The 17,107-nt window shown below is 72.4% G+C and carries 15 protein-coding genes and 4 pseudogenes; 13 read left to right on the top strand and 6 right to left on the bottom strand.

Annotated elements, in window-relative coordinates:
- Positions 1–486: 486 nt before the first annotated feature.
- Positions 487–714: pseudogene (locus tag ABZ453_RS42985) on the bottom strand (SCO5389 family protein); the annotation flags it as partial.
- On the opposite strand from ABZ453_RS42985, the pseudogene ABZ453_RS42980 reads away from it, so the two are divergent.
- Positions 710–901, top strand: a pseudogene (locus ABZ453_RS42980) (GNAT family N-acetyltransferase); the annotation flags it as partial. The pseudogenes ABZ453_RS42985 and ABZ453_RS42980 sit on opposite strands and share 5 nt — an antisense overlap.
- 20 nt (positions 902–921) lie before the next feature.
- Positions 922–1,161: pseudogene (locus tag ABZ453_RS42975) on the top strand (MFS transporter); the annotation flags it as partial.
- A gap of 292 nt (positions 1,162–1,453) precedes the next feature.
- Here the strand turns inward: ABZ453_RS42975 and ABZ453_RS42970 are convergent.
- Complete coding sequence (locus ABZ453_RS42970; RefSeq protein ID WP_359024190.1) at positions 1,454–2,233, bottom strand: CDP-alcohol phosphatidyltransferase family protein; 780 nt, start codon at positions 2,231–2,233, stop codon at positions 1,454–1,456.
- Positions 2,234–2,341: 108 nt separating this feature from the next.
- Between ABZ453_RS42970 and ABZ453_RS42965 the strand changes: the two genes are divergently transcribed.
- The 5 genes and pseudogenes from ABZ453_RS42965 to ABZ453_RS42945 all read left to right on the top strand — a co-directional run.
- Positions 2,342–3,325 carry a zinc-binding alcohol dehydrogenase gene (locus ABZ453_RS42965; protein WP_359024188.1) on the top strand — a complete coding sequence of 328 codons (984 nt, stop codon included), beginning with the start codon at positions 2,342–2,344 and terminating at the stop codon, positions 3,323–3,325.
- 165 nt (positions 3,326–3,490) lie between these two features.
- Positions 3,491–3,889: a 6-carboxytetrahydropterin synthase gene (locus tag ABZ453_RS42960; RefSeq protein WP_359024186.1), complete on the top strand. Its 399-nt coding sequence runs from the start codon at positions 3,491–3,493 to the stop codon at positions 3,887–3,889.
- Positions 3,886–5,076 (top strand): glycosyltransferase family 4 protein, encoded by a 1,191-nt coding sequence (locus ABZ453_RS42955; RefSeq protein WP_359024184.1) that lies wholly within the window; start codon positions 3,886–3,888, stop codon positions 5,074–5,076. The genes ABZ453_RS42960 and ABZ453_RS42955 overlap by 4 nt, the downstream gene beginning before the upstream one ends.
- Before the next feature lie 296 nt (positions 5,077–5,372).
- Entirely contained in the window at positions 5,373–6,302 is a 930-nt protein-coding gene (locus ABZ453_RS42950) for a class I SAM-dependent methyltransferase (RefSeq protein WP_359024202.1), read from the top strand.
- A pseudogene (locus tag ABZ453_RS42945) lies at positions 6,299–7,441 on the top strand (lysylphosphatidylglycerol synthase transmembrane domain-containing protein); the annotation flags it as partial. The gene ABZ453_RS42950 and the pseudogene ABZ453_RS42945, both read left to right, overlap by 4 nt.
- Positions 7,442–7,563: 122 nt before the next feature.
- Here the strand turns inward: ABZ453_RS42945 and ABZ453_RS42940 are convergent.
- A complete protein-coding gene (locus tag ABZ453_RS42940; protein WP_359024182.1) occupies positions 7,564–8,328 on the bottom strand; it encodes a creatininase family protein in 765 nt (254 codons plus the stop codon).
- 38 nt (positions 8,329–8,366) lie between these two features.
- Between ABZ453_RS42940 and ribA the strand changes: the two genes are divergently transcribed.
- The 4 genes from ribA to ABZ453_RS42920 are packed head-to-tail and all read left to right on the top strand — an operon-like array spanning position 8,367 to position 12,379.
- A complete protein-coding gene (ribA, locus tag ABZ453_RS42935; RefSeq protein ID WP_359024180.1) occupies positions 8,367–9,026 on the top strand; it encodes a GTP cyclohydrolase II in 660 nt (219 codons plus the stop codon).
- 11 nt (positions 9,027–9,037) lie between these two features.
- Positions 9,038–10,177, top strand: a complete 1,140-nt coding sequence (locus ABZ453_RS42930; RefSeq protein WP_359024178.1) for an FAD-binding oxidoreductase — start codon at positions 9,038–9,040, stop codon at positions 10,175–10,177.
- Positions 10,174–11,232, top strand: coding sequence for a saccharopine dehydrogenase (locus ABZ453_RS42925; protein ID WP_359024176.1), 1,059 nt, complete (start codon positions 10,174–10,176; stop codon positions 11,230–11,232). The genes ABZ453_RS42930 and ABZ453_RS42925 overlap by 4 nt, the downstream gene beginning before the upstream one ends.
- Positions 11,225–12,379, top strand: coding sequence for a saccharopine dehydrogenase family protein (locus ABZ453_RS42920; protein ID WP_359024174.1), 1,155 nt, complete (start codon positions 11,225–11,227; stop codon positions 12,377–12,379). Before ABZ453_RS42925 ends, ABZ453_RS42920 begins: the two co-directional genes overlap by 8 nt.
- A gap of 6 nt (positions 12,380–12,385) precedes the next feature.
- Here the strand turns inward: ABZ453_RS42920 and ABZ453_RS42915 are convergent, their stop codons facing one another.
- Complete coding sequence (locus ABZ453_RS42915) at positions 12,386–13,615, bottom strand: serine hydrolase domain-containing protein (RefSeq protein ID WP_359024172.1); 1,230 nt, start codon at positions 13,613–13,615, stop codon at positions 12,386–12,388.
- A gap of 172 nt (positions 13,616–13,787) precedes the next feature.
- Between ABZ453_RS42915 and ABZ453_RS42910 the strand changes: the two genes are divergently transcribed.
- Both ABZ453_RS42910 and ABZ453_RS42905 read left to right on the top strand, forming a co-directional pair.
- Complete coding sequence (locus tag ABZ453_RS42910) at positions 13,788–14,225, top strand: PPOX class F420-dependent oxidoreductase (protein ID WP_359024170.1); 438 nt, start codon at positions 13,788–13,790, stop codon at positions 14,223–14,225.
- 151 nt (positions 14,226–14,376) lie between these two features.
- On the top strand, positions 14,377–14,787 hold the full coding sequence (locus ABZ453_RS42905) for a VOC family protein (RefSeq protein ID WP_358596734.1): 411 nt from the start codon (positions 14,377–14,379) through the stop codon (positions 14,785–14,787).
- Positions 14,788–14,861: 74 nt separating this feature from the next.
- On the opposite strand, the gene ABZ453_RS42900 is transcribed toward ABZ453_RS42905, so the two are convergent.
- Together ABZ453_RS42900 and ABZ453_RS42895 are read right to left on the bottom strand one after the other, a co-directional pair.
- The gene (locus tag ABZ453_RS42900; protein WP_359024168.1) at positions 14,862–16,202 is read right to left on the bottom strand and encodes an MFS transporter; all 1,341 of its coding nucleotides are present in this window, start codon (positions 16,200–16,202) and stop codon (positions 14,862–14,864) included.
- Between the two features lie 187 nt (positions 16,203–16,389).
- Complete coding sequence (locus ABZ453_RS42895) at positions 16,390–17,055, bottom strand: TetR/AcrR family transcriptional regulator (RefSeq protein WP_356760597.1); 666 nt, start codon at positions 17,053–17,055, stop codon at positions 16,390–16,392.
- Positions 17,056–17,107 lie beyond the last annotated feature (52 nt).

Genomic DNA, 17,107 nt, shown 5'->3' with positions numbered 1-17,107 from the left:
ACCACCCCCCGGGTCATGGGCGACAGGGGGACATAGTCATGCCGGGCCAGAAGGCCGGGAGCCCCAAGATCGGGGCCGTCTAGAAGGTAACGGGGGGCACACCATGGGCTTGTCTTTCCACCACAACGCGGACGGCACGATCACCGGCCGCGACGACAACACCGGGTTCACCGTGACCGACACGGACGAGGAGGAGGTCAAACGCCGCATCTACGAGGACGCCGCCCGGGACGTTCGGAGGGCAGGTTGTCGCCCAGATGCTGCTGATGGCCGCCCACCGTGCCTCCCTCAGCGGGTACGGGCGGGCGGACCTGGTCCGGCTGCTCGACGCGGCGGGCCACGAGCCGCCCGACCAGGCGCCGGGGCGGGTGCGCCGGGCCGGGACTCCGGGGGCGGGTGGAGGGTGGGGGGGGAGGGGGGGGGGGAACGGGGGCGGGCGGCCCCCGGGGGGGGAATCCGAGCAGCCGGACCAGGCGCCGGGGCGGGTCAGCAGTCCCTGAACTCCGGGGACTGGTTCAGGATCTGGGAGCGGAGGGACGTGAAGCGGCCGTAGGTCTCGCCGGTGCGGGCTCCCGGGGGGAAGACCGCCACCCGGTGGCAGTTCTGGAAGGCCAGTTCGACGCCGAAGTGGCGTTCCAGGCTGCCGCGGATCGCGTCGCCGGCGAGGGCGCGCAGGAGCTGGCCGCGTTCGCGCTCGGAGGGGGGAGGACGCCTGGTCGAGGAACTGCTCACGTTCGCGGTCGCGGACGGCGGCTATCGCGCCGTGTGCCTGCACACGGACCCGTCGGTGTCGGGGGCGGAGGCCTTCTGGCGGTCTCTCGGCAGGGTCGTGCTCGACGAGCGGCGGGAATCCGGCGGCGGTCAGGGGATCGTCCACTTCGAGATACCGACGGGGCGGTAGGCGCCGTGCACCGTTCGAGACTTCTTCTTACGCTGATGCTGGTCGCACCGGCGGCTCGCGCCCGGGTGCCGGACCAGGCGGAGGAGGGGTGGCTCGGGCTCCACACCGGGGGGTTGTCCTCGGTGTCCGGGCTCATCGTGCCGACGGGGAGCTCGGTGACGGGACTGCTGCCGGACGCGGGAGCGCCGGGCGCGGTGCCGTGGGTGATGCCGGCCGTGGTGCTGGTCGCGGCGGCTGGGTTGTTGCCAAGAGGCCGATGAGCAACGGATCGTCGCCGGCTGTGGTGCCGCGGTGACCGGTCGCGGCCGGGCGACACGCGGCTTGGCCACGGAGGCGCGAGCGGCAACGACGGCACGGTGTCCGACGTCACGCCACGGTCCTGGAGGTGAGGCCGCGACTCCCGGCGGTGAGGCCGCGACTCCCGGCGGTGAGGCCGCGACTCCCGGCGGTGAGGCCGCGACTCCCGGCGGTGAGGCCGCGACTCCCGGCGGTCAGGACGTGATCCCGGCGGTGAGGCTGCGACACCTAGCGGTCAGGACGTGATCCCGGCGGTCAGGACGCGACCGTCTCCCGCTCCTCCGCCGCCAGTTCCAGGATCTCCGCGACCTCCGCGTCCTGGACGCGGGAGTTGCGGTGGAGCCACCGGACGTCCCGGCCGAAGGACCAGGTCAGGGAGGCGAGGGCGATCAGGACGACCGTCAGGGACGCCGTGCTCGGCAGGTAGCCCGAGGCGGACAGCAGCAGGCAGATGCCCTGCATCGCGGCCACCGTCTTGCGGGCCATGCTCGGCGGGAGCTCGGCGTTCAGCCACGGCCAGACACGGGCCGCGGCCACGAAGCCGTACCGCATGCCGCCGATCAGCAGGACCCACGGGCCGAACTCCATGGAGACGTACACGCTGAGGACGAGGATCAGGAACGCGTCCACCTCCATGTCGAAGCGCGCGCCCAGCGGCGTGGACGTGTTCGTGGCGCGGGCGACCTTGCCGTCCACGCCGTCGAGGATCAGCGCGACCGCCGTGAGGCCGACGAGGGCGGTGACCGGCGGGGAGCTCTCGAAGGAGTCCGCGACCAGGGCGGTGACTCCGCCCACCAGGGTCGCGCGGCCGAGCGTCACTCGGTTGGCCGGGCCGAAGGAACGCGGCCGGGTGCGGTGCAGTGCCCGGGAGAGCACCGCCCAGGTGGCGACGGCGAAGGCGAGGCCGGTCAGCCAACCCGCCGGCCCCATGCCGATCGCCGTGCCGAGCAGGGCCAGCAACAGGATCTGAACGCCCGCTCCCACAGCGGTCTCCTGCTGGACCAGCCTTGCGTCGTAAGTGTTGTTCAGGGCCACCGCACACCCTCCGGCCGTATGACAGAGTCGATCAACGCCGCGTACTGTGCGCGGCCTGTGCACACCTCGGTACGTGAACCACTTCCCGATCGTTCAGGAGGACGTCAGATGAACCTGATCGCCCGCGCGTTCTGGCTCAGCCGTCCGGGACAGGGCGAGATACGAGACGTCCACCTGCCCGAACCCGGTGAGGGCGAGGTGCTGGTGCGTTCGCTCTACTCCGGGGTCAGCCGGGGGACGGAGACGCTCGTCTTCCGCGGCGGTGTTCCCAAAAGCCAGCACGCGGCCATGCGGGCGCCGTTCCAGGAGGGCGACTTCCCCGCCCCCGTGAAGTACGGCTACCTCAGCGTCGGTGTCGTGGAGGCGGGTGCGGCGGACCTGGTCGGGCGGACGGTCTTCTGTCTGTATCCGCACCAGACGCGGTACGTCGTCCCCGCCTCCGCCGTGACCGTCGTTCCGGACACCGTGCCCGCCGAGCGGGCCGTCCTCGCCGGGACGGTGGAGACCGCCGTGAACGCGCTGTGGGACGCCGCGCCGCTGGTCGGAGACCGGATCGCCGTGGTGGGCGGGGGCATGGTCGGCTGCTCGGTGGCCGCACTGCTCGCCCGCTTCCCGGGCGTGCGCGTCCAGCTGGTGGACGCCGATCCCGGCCGGGCCAAGATCGCCGAGGCGCTCGGGGTCGGCTTCGCGCTGCCCGCCGACGCCCTCGGTGAGTGCGATCTGGTCGTGCACGCCAGCGCCACCGAGCAGGGGCTCGCCCGGGCCCTGGAACTGCTCACCGCCGAGGGCACGGTGCTGGAGCTGAGTTGGTACGGCGACCGGCAGGTGGCCCTCCCGCTCGGCGAGGCCTTCCACTCCCGGCGCCTGGTCATCCGCAGCAGCCAGGTCGGCACCGTCTCCCCGGCCCGCCGCTCCAGCCGCAGCTACGCCGACCGGCTCGCGCTCGCCCTCGATCTGCTCGCCGACCCGGCGCTGGACGCCCTCGTCACCGGGGAGTCCGCGTTCGAGGAACTGCCGGACGTCCTGCCTGGGCTGGCCTCCGGGGAGATCCCGGCGCTGTGCCACCGGGTCAGGTACGCGGACACAGCCTGACGGAGTCGTTCAATCCGGGACGACTTTTCGGCCACGCAAGACCGCCTGACCTGAGAAAAGAGTGAGACGGGGCTGAACACGGGGAACCGAAGAGCCGTACTACACGGCATCCCCCGGCGGCCAATGGCCGGGGGACCAGACGCGCCGCACCTGGAGGGTCGTCCGTTGTTCAGTGTCACCGTCCGCGATCACATCATGATCGCCCACAGCTTCCGCGGCGAGGTCTTCGGACCCGCGCAGCGCCTGCACGGAGCGACGTTCCTGGTGGACGCCACCTTCCGGCGCGAGCAGCTGGACGACGACAACATCGTCGTCGACATCGGACTGGCCACCCAGGAACTCGGCGCGGTCGTCAGCGAGCTGAACTACAGAAACCTCGACGACGAACCCGCGTTCACCGGGACCAACACCTCCACGGAGTTCCTCGCCAAGGTCATCGCCGACCGGCTGGCCGAGCGCATCGAGAAGGGCGCGCTCGGTGAGGGCGCCAAGGGCATCGCCGGGATCACCGTCACCCTGCACGAGTCGCACATCGCCTGGGCGAGTTACGAGCGTGCCCTGTGACCGACGTGACCTTGGAGAAGGTGGGGAACCCGGCACTGGGCTATGTGCCCGTGCAGAACGCCGCCGTCAAGAAGGCCGAGATCCTGCCCATGTCCCTGCGCCTGGTGCACTTCGTCATGCCGGGCGGCGTCGACGACCCCGCCGCGCCGAGCGGCGGCAACGCCTACGACCGGCGGGTGAGCCTGGATCTGCCCGGTTTCGGCTGGCAGGTCCACAAGCACGCCGTGGCCGGCGAGTGGCCCCGGCCCGGGGCGGCGGCCCGCGCGGAACTGGCACGGACGCTGCGCCAGTTCCCCGACGGGGCGGTCGTCCTGCTGGACGGGATCGTCGCCTGCGGGGTGCCCGAGATCGTCGTACCGGAAACGGAGCGGCTGAACCTCGCCGTGCTGGTGCATCTGCCGCTCGGCGACGAGACGGGCCTCGAGCCCGCGGTGGCCGCCGAGCTGGACGCCAAGGAGCGGGACGTACTGCGGGCCGTGCCCGCGGTCGTCGCCACCAGCGACTGGGCGGTCCGCCGCCTCGTCTCGCACCACGGGCTAGCCCCCGAGCGGGTCCACGTCGCCGCCCCCGGCGCCGACATCGCGCCCCTCGCCTCCGGCACCGACGGTGTCTCGCGGCTGCTGTGCGTGGCCGCGGTGACCCCGCGCAAGGGGCAGCACCGACTGGTGCAGGCGCTGGCCGCGGCGGCCGACCTGCCGTGGAGCTGCGTGTGCGTGGGCGGACTCGGGCAGGACCCGGAGTACGTCGCCCATCTGCGGCAGCTGATCAGGGAGAACGGTCTGGAGGGCCGCATCCACCTCGCGGGTCCGCAGGCCGGTGCCGAGCTCGACGCCAGCTACCAGGCCGCCGACCTGATGGTGCTGACCTCCTACGCGGAGACGTACGGCATGGCGGTCACCGAGGCCCTGGCACGTGGCATCCCCGTGCTCGCGACGGACGTCGGGGGTCTGCCCGAGGCGGTCGGCCGCGCCCCCGACGGCGGGGTGCCCGGCATCCTCGTGCCGCCGGAGGACCCCGCCGCGCTCGCCGCCGAACTGCGCGGCTGGTTCGGCGAGGCCGACGTACGACGCCGGCTGAAGGCCGCTGCCCGGGGCCGGCGGGCCGCCCTGGACGGCTGGGCGACCACGGCCCGCAGCCTCGCCGGAGTACTGGGCCGGCTGCCGAGCGAACCCAGGAGGGCGGCATGAACAGGACCGCACCGGCACAGACCGGCGGAAAGATCCCGGCGCAGCCGGGTCCGAGGGAAACGGTTCGGGGGCAGCAGATGGCAACGCAGGCGGCGGACACCCGCACGAACGCAGAGGACCGGACGGCCGAGACGGACCGCCACGAGCCGGGGACCGGTGCCGCGGCGGACGGCGGCCGCCAGGTGGCCGGGAACGGTGGCGGTACGTCGGTGGAGAGCAGCCGGCAGGCGGGCTCGATCGGGGGCGGTACGTCGGCGGACACCGGACGACAGCCGGACGCGCCCGGTGGCAGCCCGGTGGCGGACGCCGCCGCGCAGGGCGTGATCCCCGGTGCCGGGCCCGTCCAGGGGCCCGGGGAGCGGGCCACCGTGCGGTTGCGGGAGACCGGACCGGACGAGCCGCCGCGCTACGCGCCCGAGTGGCTGGAACTGCGGGAGCCCGCCGACGCCGGGGCCCGGGCGCACGATCTGCTGGACCCGCTGCGGATCCGGCTCGCCAACCTGCCCGGCAAGGCCGGGTACGTCATCCACGACCTGGGCTGCGGCACCGGCTCGATGGGCCGCTGGCTCGCGCCCCGCCTCGACGGCGCCCAGCACTGGATCCTGCACGACCGCGACCCCTACCTGCTGCACTTCGCCGCCGTCGCCTCCCCGCGCTCGGCCGCCGACGGCAGCCGGGTCACCGTCGAGACCCGGCGCGGCGACGTCGCCCGGCTCACCCCGGACGCCCTCGCCGGCGCCTCCCTGGTGACCGCCTCGGCCCTGCTCGACGTCCTCACCCGCGAGGAGATCGACACCCTCGCGGCGGCCTGCACCGGCGCGGGCTCCCCCGCCCTGCTGACCCTCTCGGTCGCGGGCCGCGTCGAACTCTCCCCGCCCGACCCGATGGACGAGGAGATCATGGAGGCCTTCAACGCCCACCAGCGCCGCGACGGGCTGCTCGGCCCGGACGCGGTCACGGTGGCCTGCGAGGCCTTCTCGGAGCGGGGCGCCACGGTACGGGTCAACCCGAGCCCCTGGCGGCTCGGCCCCGGCGAGGCGGCGCTGACCGCCCAGTGGCTGCGCGGCTGGGTCGGCGCGGCCGTCGAGGAGCGCCCGGAGCTGGCATCGCGCGCAGAACGGTATCTGCGTGACCGGCTGGCCGCCTGCGAGGCCGGCGAGCTCCACGTCACCGTCCACCACAGCGACCTGCTGGCGCTGTCCCGGCCGGTGGGCGGGGCGTCATGAGCGTGGAGACGGTGCGGGCGTTCGTGGTGCGCGGCGCGACGAAGACCGGGCGGGACGTGGACGTGGTGTCCGGGGCGCCGAGGGGCGTGCGTGCCGAGGGGCAGGTCCTTCCGGCACCGGCGGGCGCGGCCGACGGTGTGCCGTCCGTCGTGGTCGAGGTGTGGGAGGACGGCAAGGACTGTCTCGCGGCGCGCGAGGCGGCCCTGCGGGCGCGGGCCGGTGAACTCGCCGTCTCCGCGGACCGCATCGGCGTGATCGTCTCCTCCGCGCGGACCGGAACCCCGTCCGCCGCGCCCCGGTGGCGGAGCCTCCTGAACCGTCTCAACTCCCGTGCTCTGCGCACCCACTTCGGCTCGGTCGCCGGCGCCGTCATCCTGGGCGCCCTGTTGTGGCATCTGGGCACCGGCGTGCTGCTGGACGGGCTGCGGCGGATCGACGCCACGACGCTGGTGCTGTCCCTCGTGATCGGCGCCGTCACCACCGTGCTCAGCGCCTGGCGTTGGGCGCTGGTGGCCCGGGGGCTCAGGATCGAACTGCCGCTCGGCGCGGCCGTCGCCGACTACTACCGCGCCCTGTTCCTGAACGCCGCCCTGCCCGGCGGTGTCCTCGGGGACGTGCACCGGGCGGTGCGGCACGGGAAGAACGCCGGTGACCTCGGCCGCGGTGTGCGGACCGTGGTGCTGGAACGGGTCGCCGGACAGATCGCGCTGGCCGTCGTCGGTGGCGCGGTGCTGCTGACCCTGCCGTCCCCGGTGCTGGCCGAGGTACGCAGCTTCGCCCCGCTGGTCGCGCTCGCCATGGTGGGCGCGCTCGCCGTCGTCCTGGCCCTGCGGATGAACCGGGCGCCCTCCCGCCGCGGCCGCGCCCTGCGCGCGACGCTCGCGGAGGCCCGCGAGGGACTGTTCTCCCGCCGCAACGGGCCCGGAGTCGCCCTCTCCTCGCTCCTCGTCCTCGCCGGACACCTCGCCATGTTCGTGCTCGCCGCCCGCGTCGCCGGCTCCCCAGCCTCCGTCGCCGTCCTGCTGCCGCTGGCCGTGCTGGCGCTGCTCGCCATGGGAATCCCGCTGAACGTCGGCGGTTTCGGGCCTCGCGAGGGCGCCACCGCCTGGGCGTTCGGCGCGGCCGGACTCGGCGCGAGCAGCGGGGTGGCCGTCGCCGTGGTCTACGGCGTGCTCAGCTTCGTCGCCGCCCTGCCCGGCGCGGCCGTCCTCGTCGCCCGCTGGTACGAGGGCCTGCGCGCCGGGACCGACGCCGGTGCCGACTACCCGCGGTCGTCCGCCGACGTGAGCAGCGAGAAATACGCGCCGAAGGAATCCGCGAGGCTCGCCAGCAGTTCCTTCCCCTTTTCCGCGGAACCGAGCGAAGGGCGTCCGATGACGCCCGAATCGGTATAGCCGGACATACCGAGGGTGAGCAGATGGCGACGGTCGTCCGCGATGAAATCGGAGGTCTCATAACCGGGCCGGAGGAATTCCGGGTGAGCGTGCAGAAGGATGGAGGTCTCGATTTCTCCCGCGTGCATGTCGGTCAGCAGCGAGGTGGTGACCCCCGCCCGCTGCCGAGCCGCTTCCCAGTCCTCGGCGGCCGGGAACAGCGCCATGTGCTCGCCGCGCGCGGAGGCTTCCTGGACGACGTTTCCCAGCACGTAGTTGCCGCCGTGCCCGTTGACGACCACCAGGACGTCGACGCCGGAGCGGTGCAGCGAGTCCGCAATGTCCCGAACCACCGCGTGAAGGGTCACCGAGGAGATGCTGACGGTACCGGGCCAGGCCGCGTGCTCGTGCGAGCAGGAGATCGTCACCGGGGGCAGGAGGTGCACCGGGTACGCCGCGGCGATCTCCCGGGCCACGGCACACGCGACCAGCGTGTCGGTCGCCAGCGGAAGGAACGGACCGTGCTGTTCGAAGCTGCCCACCGGAAGGACGGCGACCTGCGTTGAGACACCCGCCGCTCTGGTCCGTACCTCTTCCGTAGTGTCCGCCGGCACCAGCCCGTCCGCCGCCGTACGCGCGCCCGAACCACTCATTTCTTCACGGCCTTTCGTCTCTGTTTAGGAATCAGATCATGACAGATAAAATCGGCGTCCTCGGCAAGAAGTCCCCGCAGCGCACGGGTGTGGAACGGATCGTGAATGCACCACTGCCCACGGTGTACGGGCAATTCCGGGCGATCGGCTACATGGATCACGACCGGGGTGACGAACAAGTCGCCCTGGTGTACGGCGAGATCGGCACGGACGACGTTCTCACGCGCCTGCATTCCGAGTGCCTGACCGGTGACGCGTTCGGCTCCCAGCACTGCGAGTGCGGCGACCAGCTGGCCTCCGCGCTGAAGGCCGTCGTCGCCGAAGGCAGCGGCATCGTCGTGTACTTGAGGGGCCACGAGGGCCGAGGCATCGGTCTGCTGGCCAAGCTGCGGGCGATGGCGCTGCAGGCGGAGGGCCTGGACACGGTCGAGGCGAACCTCGCGCTCGGACTGCCGGTGGACGCCAGGGACTACGGCGTCGCCGCGGAGATCCTGCACGACCTGGGCGTGAACTCGGTCCGTCTGATGTCCAACAACCCGCGCAAGCGCGAGGCGTTGCTGCAGCACGGCATCAAGGTCGCCGAAACGGTCCCGCTGCTGATCCAGCCGTGCGAGAGCAACATCACCTACCTGCGCACCAAGCGGGAACGGCTCGATCATGTGCTGCCGCATCTGGACGCCGTGGCCCACCTGTCCTGATCGCGGTGCGGATGCGGGCCAGCGCCGTGATCATCGGCGGTGGGGTGATGGGCGTGAGCATCGCCTACCACCTCGCCGCCGCCGGTGTCCGTGACCTCGTCCTCGTCGAACGGGACGAACTCGCCTCCGGCTCCACCTCGAAGGCCGCGGGCGGGGTACGGGCGCAGTTCTCCGACGAGCTCAACATCCAGCTCGGCGCGCGCAGTCTGGCGGCCTTCGGCCGGTTCCAGGAGGAGATCGGGTACGACATCGGGCTGCACCGGGTCGGCTATCTGTTCCTGCTGTCGACGCCGGAGGAGGTCGCCTCCTTCGAGGCGGGCGTGGAGCTGCAGAACTCCCTCGGCGTGCCCAGCCGCCTGATCACCCCGAAGGAGGCCCGCAAGCTGTCGCCGCTGATCAGCATCGACGGCCTGCTCGCCGCCGCCTTCTCACCGGACGACGGCCACTGCACCCCCGAGGCCGTCGTCCACGGCTACGCCTCCGCCGCCCGCGCCCTGGGCGTGCGCATCCTGCGGCACACCGAGGCCACCGGCATCGAACGGCAGGGCACCACCGTCACCGCCGTCTCCACCACCCTCGGCCGCATCGCCACCGACACGGTGATCTGCGCGGCCGGCCCCTGGTCCCGGGCGGTCGGCGCGATGGCCGGCGTCCAGCTGCCGGTGGTGCCGCTGCGCCGCCAGATCGCCGTCACGGAACCCGTCGCGGGACTGCGGTCCGACCTTCCCATGACGATCGACTTCACCACCAGCCTCTACTTCCACGCCGAGGGCCCCGGTCTCCTGCTGGGCATGTCCGACCCCGACGAGCAGCCCGGCTTCGCCACCGACCCCCACGACCGCTGGATCCCCCGCCTGGCAGCCGCGATGGAACAGCGCGCCCCGGCCCTGCTCGACCTGCGCCGCACCGGCACCTGGGCGGGCCTGTACGAGATCACCCCGGACCACAACGCCCTGATCGGGGAGGCCACTTCCGTTTCCCGCTTCCTGTACGCCACCGGCTTCTCCGGGCACGGCTTCCTGCAGGGACCCGCCGTCGGCGAGGTGATCCGCGACCTGTACCTGGGCCGCGTACCCTTCGTGGACGTCAGCCCCTTGAGCGCCGACCGTTTCGCGGCCGACGCCCCGCGCCCGGAGGCCAACCTCGTATGACAGAGCTCCACCTGTGGCTGCGCCACGAGGACCGCACGACCGAACGACGCACACCGATCGTGCCGTCCGACGCCCGTCGGCTCGTCGAGGCCGGAGTGACGCTGACGGTGGAGGAGTCCCCGCAGCGGATCTTCCCGATCGAGGAGTACGAGACGGCGGGCTGCGCGGTCGCGCCCTCGGGAACGTGGGTGTCGGCGCCCCGCGACGCCGTGATCCTGGGCCTCAAGGAACTCCCGGACGGACCGGCAGAACTGACTCACCGTCACATCTTCTTCGGCCACGCCTACAAGCGGCAGCCGGGAGCTGAGACCCTGCTGCGGCGGTTCGCCGCCGGGGGAGGCCGGCTCCTCGACCTCGAGTACCTCGTGGACGACGACGGCCGCCGGCTGGCCGCCTTCGGCTTCTGGGCCGGCTACCTCGGCGCCGCCCTCGCCGTGCTCCAGCACCGGGGCAGGCTGGCGGCTCCCCTCACTCCCACCTCGAAGGAGAAGCTGGACGAGTCGCTCCAACGCGCCGAAGGGGACGAGGAGTTCACGGCCCTGGTGATCGGCGCGCTGGGCCGCAGCGGCCGGGGAGCCCGCGTCGCCCTCCACGCGGCCGGGATCGAGCCGACCTGCTGGGACCTGGCCGAGACCCGGGACCTGGACCGCCCGGCGCTGCTCGCCCACGACGTCATGGTGAACTGCGTCCTCGCCACCAGCCCCGTCCCGCCCTTCGTGCGCGAGCAGGACCTCGACGACCCCGCCCGCCGCCTGCGCACCCTCTGCGACGTCACCTGCGACGTCGGCTCGCCCCTGAACGTCCTGCCGGTCTACGACCGCACCACCGACTGGACGGATCCGGCCCGGCGCCTGCGCAAGGAACCCCCGCTCGACCTCATCGCCATCGACAATCTGCCCTCCCTGCTCCCGCGTGAGTCCAGCACCGACTTCTCCGCTGCGCTGGTGCTGCAGCTGCTGGAGTTCGGGGGCGGCGGGGCGTGGGGCCGCTGTCTGGACCGGTTCCACCAGGCCTGCCGTGAACTCGGTATCGAGGAAGGGGAGTTCCGTGGCTGACCGCGTCGGCGCGAGCGGCACCGTCCACTGGATCGGTGCCGGACTGTCCACGGGCAGCGGTCTGGGCCGGCTCTGCGACAGCGCGCCGCGCGTACGGCTGTGGCACCGCACCGAGGAACGCGCCGCCGAGGCCCTCGGCCGGCTGGACCTCACCGGAGGCGCCGAACCCCGCGCCTACACGCTCCCCGCGCTCACCGCCGAACTGGCGCCCGGCGACGTCGTCGTGTCGATGCTGCCCGCACCCGAGCACACCGGCGTCCTGGCGGCCTGCGTGGCCGGCGGCGCCCACTTCGCCTGCTCCAGCTATGTCTCCGACGCCGTCCTGGAGCAGGTCCCCCAGGCCGCGAAGGCCGGCCTGGTCGTCCTCACGGAGGCCGGACTCGACCCCGGCATCGACCACCTCTTCGCCCACAGCCTCGTCGCCCGCGCCCGTGAGGCCGTCGGCGACGACACGGCGGCCTCGTACGCCTTCACCTCCTACTGCGGCGGCATCCCCGCCGTCCCGAACGACTTCAGGTACCGCTTCAGCTGGGCACCCGCGGGCGTCCTCAACGCCCTGCGCTCGCCCGCGCGTTACCTCGAGGACGGAGTGGCCGTCACCGCCGACCGGCCCTGGGAGGTCACCCGGCCGCACGTCCTGGAGGGTGAGACCTTCGAGGTGTACCCGAACCGGGACAGCGTGCCCTTCGTCGAGCAGTACGGGCTGCCGGCCGCCTGGCAGGCGCGGTCCTTCGTGCGGGGCACGCTGCGGCTGGAGGGCTGGCTGCGGGCCTGGGAGTCGGTGTTCGAGGAGCTGAAGGGCGGGGACGACGCCCGGATCGCCGCGCTGGCACGGGAGTTGGCCGACCGCTACCCGACCACGGACGCCGACCGGGACCGGGTCGTGCTCGCCGTGTCACTGGACATGCGGGCGCGGGAGGGGCGGAGCTGGTCGGGGAGTTACCTCCTCGATCTGGTCGGCGACGCGCGGGAGAGCGCGATGGCCCGCTGCGTCTCCCGTCCCCTGGCCCTGGGTGTCCGCCACATCCTCGACGGCAGCCTGCCCGCGGGCCTGAACCGGGCGGCGGAGACGGCCGCCCGGTCAGAACGGTGGCTTGGTGAACTGGCCGAGGAGGGGCTGGAGTTCAGCCTGCGCGCCGACCAGTAGGCGGGCTCAGCCGGTGACCGCCTCGTGCACCAGGCGCCTGAGGTCCGGGATGACCCCGAGCGGGGTCTTCGGCCGGACCTGGGTCATGAACTGCACGGTCAGTTCGCGGCGCGGATCGACCCAGAAGGTCGTCGACGCCGCACCGCTCCAGCCGTAGGTGCCGAGGCTCGACGGGGTCGGGGTGCGGTCCGGGTCGATGACGACGGAGACACCGAGTCCAAAGCCGACGCCCTCGTTGTTCGGCTCGTCGTGGACCGGACGGCTGCCGAAGGCGCGCAGGTCGGCGCCGCCGGGCAGATGGTTCTCGGTCATCAGGCCGACCGTCTCGGCGGCCAGCAGACGGACGCCGTCGAGTTCGCCGCGACGGCGCAGGAACTCCATGAAGCGGTGCATGTCGTGCGCCGAGGCCACCATGCCGCCGCTGCCGGACAGCAGACGGGGGCGTCCGCGCAACGGCAGCCCCGGGACCGGCTCGATGCCGCCGCCCTCGGTCTCGCCGTACAACTCGGCCAGCCGGGGCGCCTGTTCGTCGGTGACGTGGAATCCGGCGTCGGTCATGCCGAGCGGGCCGAGGACGCGCTCCGCGAAGAACGCGTCGAGCGGCTGCCCCGAGACCACCTCGACGACCCTGCCGAGCACATTGGTGGCCACCGAGTAGTTCCACTCCGTGCCCGGCTCGAACTGCAGCGGCAGACCCGCGTACACGTCGACCGTCTCGGCGAGGTTGGTGCCCGGCACCACCGACGACTCCAGCCCGGCGGCGCGGTACAGGGCGTCGACGGGGTGGGAGTGGTAGAAACCGAAGGTCAGGCCCGCGGTGTGGGTCAGCAGGTGGCGGATCAGGATCGGCCCGGACGCCGGGCGGGTGCGGACATCGGCCCCGGAGCCGCTCTCGTACACCCGCGGCTCGGCGAAGGCCGGCAGGTACCGGTCGAGCGGGTCGTCCAGTGAGAGCCGGCCCTCCTCGACGAGGATCAGGGCGGCGACGGTGGTGACCGGCTTGGTCATGGAGTAGATCCGCCACAGCGTGTCCGGCTCGACGGGCAGCCCGGCCGCGACGTCGCGCCGGCCGTGGGTGGTGAGGTGGGCGACACGTCCGGAGCGGGCCACGGCCACCAGGTGGCCGGGCAGGCGTCCCTCGTCGACGAAGTGGGCGAGATGCTGGTCCAGGCGGTCCAGCGCCTTCACGTCCAGCCCGGCCTCTTCCGGGTCCACCTCTTGTCGCAGCTGTGCCATCGCTCTCCTCCGAATGCGCTCGTCGAGGCCCGGTGCGGCGTGCCGCGTCACACCGGCCCCGCAAGTCATCGTTGCGCAGGAACACGGGCCGGGTCCCCCTGTTGACCGGGATTGATCTCCGTAAGGGAGCGTTTTGGGAATGCGGGCATCCGCCGGACGGGTTGACGGCTGTATGACTCAGGACACACTGCTCGAGCTGCTCTCCGAACACCGTGGGGGAGTGCTGGTCACTCTCAAGCGCGACGGCCGCCCCCAGTTGTCGAACGTCAGCCACCACTACTACCCGGAGGAGGGCATCGTCCGGATCTCGGTCACGGACGACCGCGCCAAGACCCGTAATCTGCGCCGGGACCCGCGCGCCTCGTACCACGTCTCCAGCCCGGACCGCTGGGCCTACACGGTCGTCGAGGGCACCGCGGAGCTCTCGCCCGTCGCGAAGGATCCCCGGGACGACACGGTCGAGGAACTGATCCGGCTCTACCGGGACGTCCAGGGCGAGCACCCCGACTGGGACGACTACCGCGCCTCGATGGTCCGCGACGGCCGGCTGGTGGTGCGCCTGAAGGTGGACCGCGCGTACGGCATCCCGAAGGGCGCCATCAAGGGCTGAGACGATTACGGCATCCCGACGGGCGCCATCCAGGGCTGAGACGGTCACGCGGTCCTAGGGCTGCGGGCGCAGGGCGCACGACCGATGGCCCGGGGCTCAGGGGCTGCCTAGGCTCACCGGAGAAGACAGCGCAGCTCGGGAAGAGGTCATGATGCCCGTCGACGGACGCAGCCATGTTCGTGTCGCCCGCCCCTCGAGGGATCTCGCGGCCGCCGAGCGGTTCTGGGTCGAGGGTCTCGGGCTCAGCGTGGTGTGGCGGACCGAGGGCGGTTCGGAACCCGGTGAGCACGATCTGCTGATGGTCGGGTGGCCGGACGCGGGATGGCACCTGGAGCTGGTGCACGAGCCCGCCCGGCCGGTGGAACCCCGGCCCACCGAGGAGGACCTGCTGGTCGTCTACGTCGACGGGCCGGTGCCGGAGGAGTTGGTGGACCGGTTGGAGGCGCACGGCGGCAAGCGGGTGGCCTCGCCCAATCCCTACTGGAACCGGTGGGGAGTGACCGTCGAGGATCCGGACGGGTACCGGCTGGTTCTGTGCGAGCGCGGCTGGTCCAACGCGTGAGCGGGCCCGGACAGGAGTGCGCCGCACGCGCCGGGAACGGATCCCCGCGCGTGCGACGGTTCGGCGGTGCGGGGTCAGGCCGTGACCGTCTCCGGCTGTGACGCCGGCCGCGCCGTGCGCTCGCCCAGCTGCTCCGTCGGGACCTTGTGGGTCTCCCGGGCCGAGAGGGCCGCGATGACCGGCGGGACGCACAGGGCCGCGGTGAAGAGGGCGACCGAGGACCAGTCGGTGCCGTCCGGGCCCGCGATCTCCGCCGCGAAGGTCACCGCGAAACCGGCGACGGCGAAGCCGATCTGGGTACCGACGGCCATGCCGGACAGCCGGACGCGGGTGGAGAACATCTCACCGTAGAAGGACGGCCAGACACCGTTCGCCGCGCTGTAGACGACACCGAAGGCGACGACGCCCAGGAACAGCACCAGCGGGTAGTCGCCCCTGGAGATCGCCCACAGGTACAGGAACATGGTGACCGCGCTGCCCACCGCGCCGACCAGGAACACGGGGCGGCGGCCGATGCGGTCCGACAGGCGCGCCCACAGCGGGATGGCGGCGAGCGCGACGGCGTTGGCGAGCGCCCCCACCCACAACATGGACGAGCGGGACATGCCGACGGAGTCGCTGGTGGCGTAGGCCAGCGCCCACACCGTGAAGATCGTGGAGACCGAGGCGATGAGCGCGCCCCCGATCACCCGCAGCACATCTCCCCAGTGCTCCCGCAGCAGCACGAGCAGCGGCATCCTCACGACGCCCTCGGTCGCCGCCTGCCGGGCGAACACCGGCGTCTCCTCGAGGCGGCGCCGGATGACGTACCCGACGACGGCGACCGCGACGCTCGCCCAGAACGGGACGCGCCAGCCCCACGACAGCAGCTGGTCCTCGGGCAGGGCGGCGACCGGGATGAAGACCAGGGTGGCGATGAGCTGGCCGCCCTGGGTGCCGCTGAGGGTGAAGCTGGTGAAGAAGCCGCGCCGGTGCGGCGGGGCGTGTTCCAGGGTCATCGAGTTGGCACTGGCCTGCTCGCCGGCGGCGGAGACGCCCTGCAGGACGCGGCACAGCACCAGCAGGACCGGCGCGAGCGAGCCCACCTGGGCGCGGGTGGGCAGGCAGCCGATCAGGAACGTCGACAGACCCATCAGGATCAGCGTGAAGACCATGATCCTCTTGCGGCCCGCCCTGTCACCGAAGTGACCGAGGAAGAGCGCGCCGACGGGCCGCGCGGCGTACGCGACGCCGAAGGTGGCCAGCGACAGCAGGGTCGCGTTGGCCGGGTCGGACGCGTCGAAGAAGACCTTCGGGAAGATCAGCGCGGCGGCGCTGCCGTAGATGAAGAAGTCGTAGTACTCCAGGGCGCTGCCGATCCAGGCGGCTGCTGCGGCCTTTTTCGGTTGCCCGACGGCTTCGGCGGGGACGGACACGGCGTTGCTCCTTCGGGGGGCTCCAACGTGAGCGGAGCGAACGGAGAAGGGGAGACGGAGAGGGGGAAGGGGAGGGCGAGCGGGGAGCCGGATCAGTCGGCTAATTAACCCACTGGATAGTTAGTAGCGGTGGGTGGGATGTTGCGCCCGCGTTTCCCGCGTGTCAAGGGGTCGCGCCCGGCGGCCCTCAGTCCGCCGTGCGCTCCGCGGTCAGGTAGGCGATCACCATGTCGCCCAGCATGGCGCGGTAGTGCTCGCGCTGCGCCGGGTCCACCAGGTCGCGGCCGAAGAGGGCGCCGAAGGTGTGCCGGTTGGAGACCCGGAAGAAGCAGAAGGAGCTGATCATCGCGTGCAGGTCGACGGCGTCGACGTCCGCCGTGAACAGCCCGGACTCCTGCCCGGCGGCCAGGATGCGGCGGATCACGTCGAGGGCCGGGGAGCCGATCCTGCCGAGTTTCCCGGAGGCCGCGATGTGCTCGGCGCCGTGGATGTTCTCGATGCTGACCAGCCGGATGAAGTCCGGGTGCTGCTCATGGTGGTCGAAGGTCAGCTCGGCCAGCCGCCGGATGGCCGCCACCGGGTCCAGATGCTCGACGTCCAGGGCCTGCTCGGCCTCGCGGATCACGCCGTACGCCCGCTCCAGGACGGCGGTGAAGAGCTGCTCCTTGCCGCCGAAGTAGTAGTAGATCATCCGCTTGGTGGTACGGGTGCGGGCGGCGATCTCGTCGACGCGGGCGCCGTCGTAGCCGGCCCGGGCGAACTCCTGGGTGGCCACGTCGAGGATCTCGGCCTGGGTGCGGGCGGCGTCACGGATCCGTCCGCCGGGTCGTGCCGGTTCGTCGACGCTGGTCATCGGGTTCCTTCGGAGGGTGGGACCGGTGCCGCAGATTCTAGAAGGCGCCCGG

Source organism: Streptomyces sp. NPDC005799 (genome assembly GCF_040630525.1).
In the GTDB taxonomy this organism is placed as follows: Bacteria; Actinomycetota; Actinomycetes; order Streptomycetales; family Streptomycetaceae; genus Streptomyces; species Streptomyces griseorubiginosus_B.
The sequence above is the reverse complement of the archived record's forward strand: the minus strand, read 5'-3'. Positions and strand labels throughout refer to the sequence as shown.

Coding starts and splice junctions, on each gene's coding strand:
- ABZ453_RS42965 (WP_359024188.1), top strand. CDS start 2,342: ATGAACCTGATCGCCCGCGCGTTCTGGCTCAGCCGTCCGGGACAGGGC.
- ABZ453_RS42940 (WP_359024182.1), bottom strand. CDS start 8,328: ATGAGTGGTTCGGGCGCGCGTACGGCGGCGGACGGGCTGGTGCCGGCG.
- ribA (WP_359024180.1), top strand. CDS start 8,367: ATGACAGATAAAATCGGCGTCCTCGGCAAGAAGTCCCCGCAGCGCACG.
- ABZ453_RS42930 (WP_359024178.1), top strand. CDS start 9,038: ATGCGGGCCAGCGCCGTGATCATCGGCGGTGGGGTGATGGGCGTGAGC.
- ABZ453_RS42925 (WP_359024176.1), top strand. CDS start 10,174: ATGACAGAGCTCCACCTGTGGCTGCGCCACGAGGACCGCACGACCGAA.
- ABZ453_RS42915 (WP_359024172.1), bottom strand. CDS start 13,615: ATGGCACAGCTGCGACAAGAGGTGGACCCGGAAGAGGCCGGGCTGGAC.
- ABZ453_RS42910 (WP_359024170.1), top strand. CDS start 13,788: ATGACTCAGGACACACTGCTCGAGCTGCTCTCCGAACACCGTGGGGGA.
- ABZ453_RS42905 (WP_358596734.1), top strand. CDS start 14,377: ATGCCCGTCGACGGACGCAGCCATGTTCGTGTCGCCCGCCCCTCGAGG.
- ABZ453_RS42895 (WP_356760597.1), bottom strand. CDS start 17,055: ATGACCAGCGTCGACGAACCGGCACGACCCGGCGGACGGATCCGTGAC.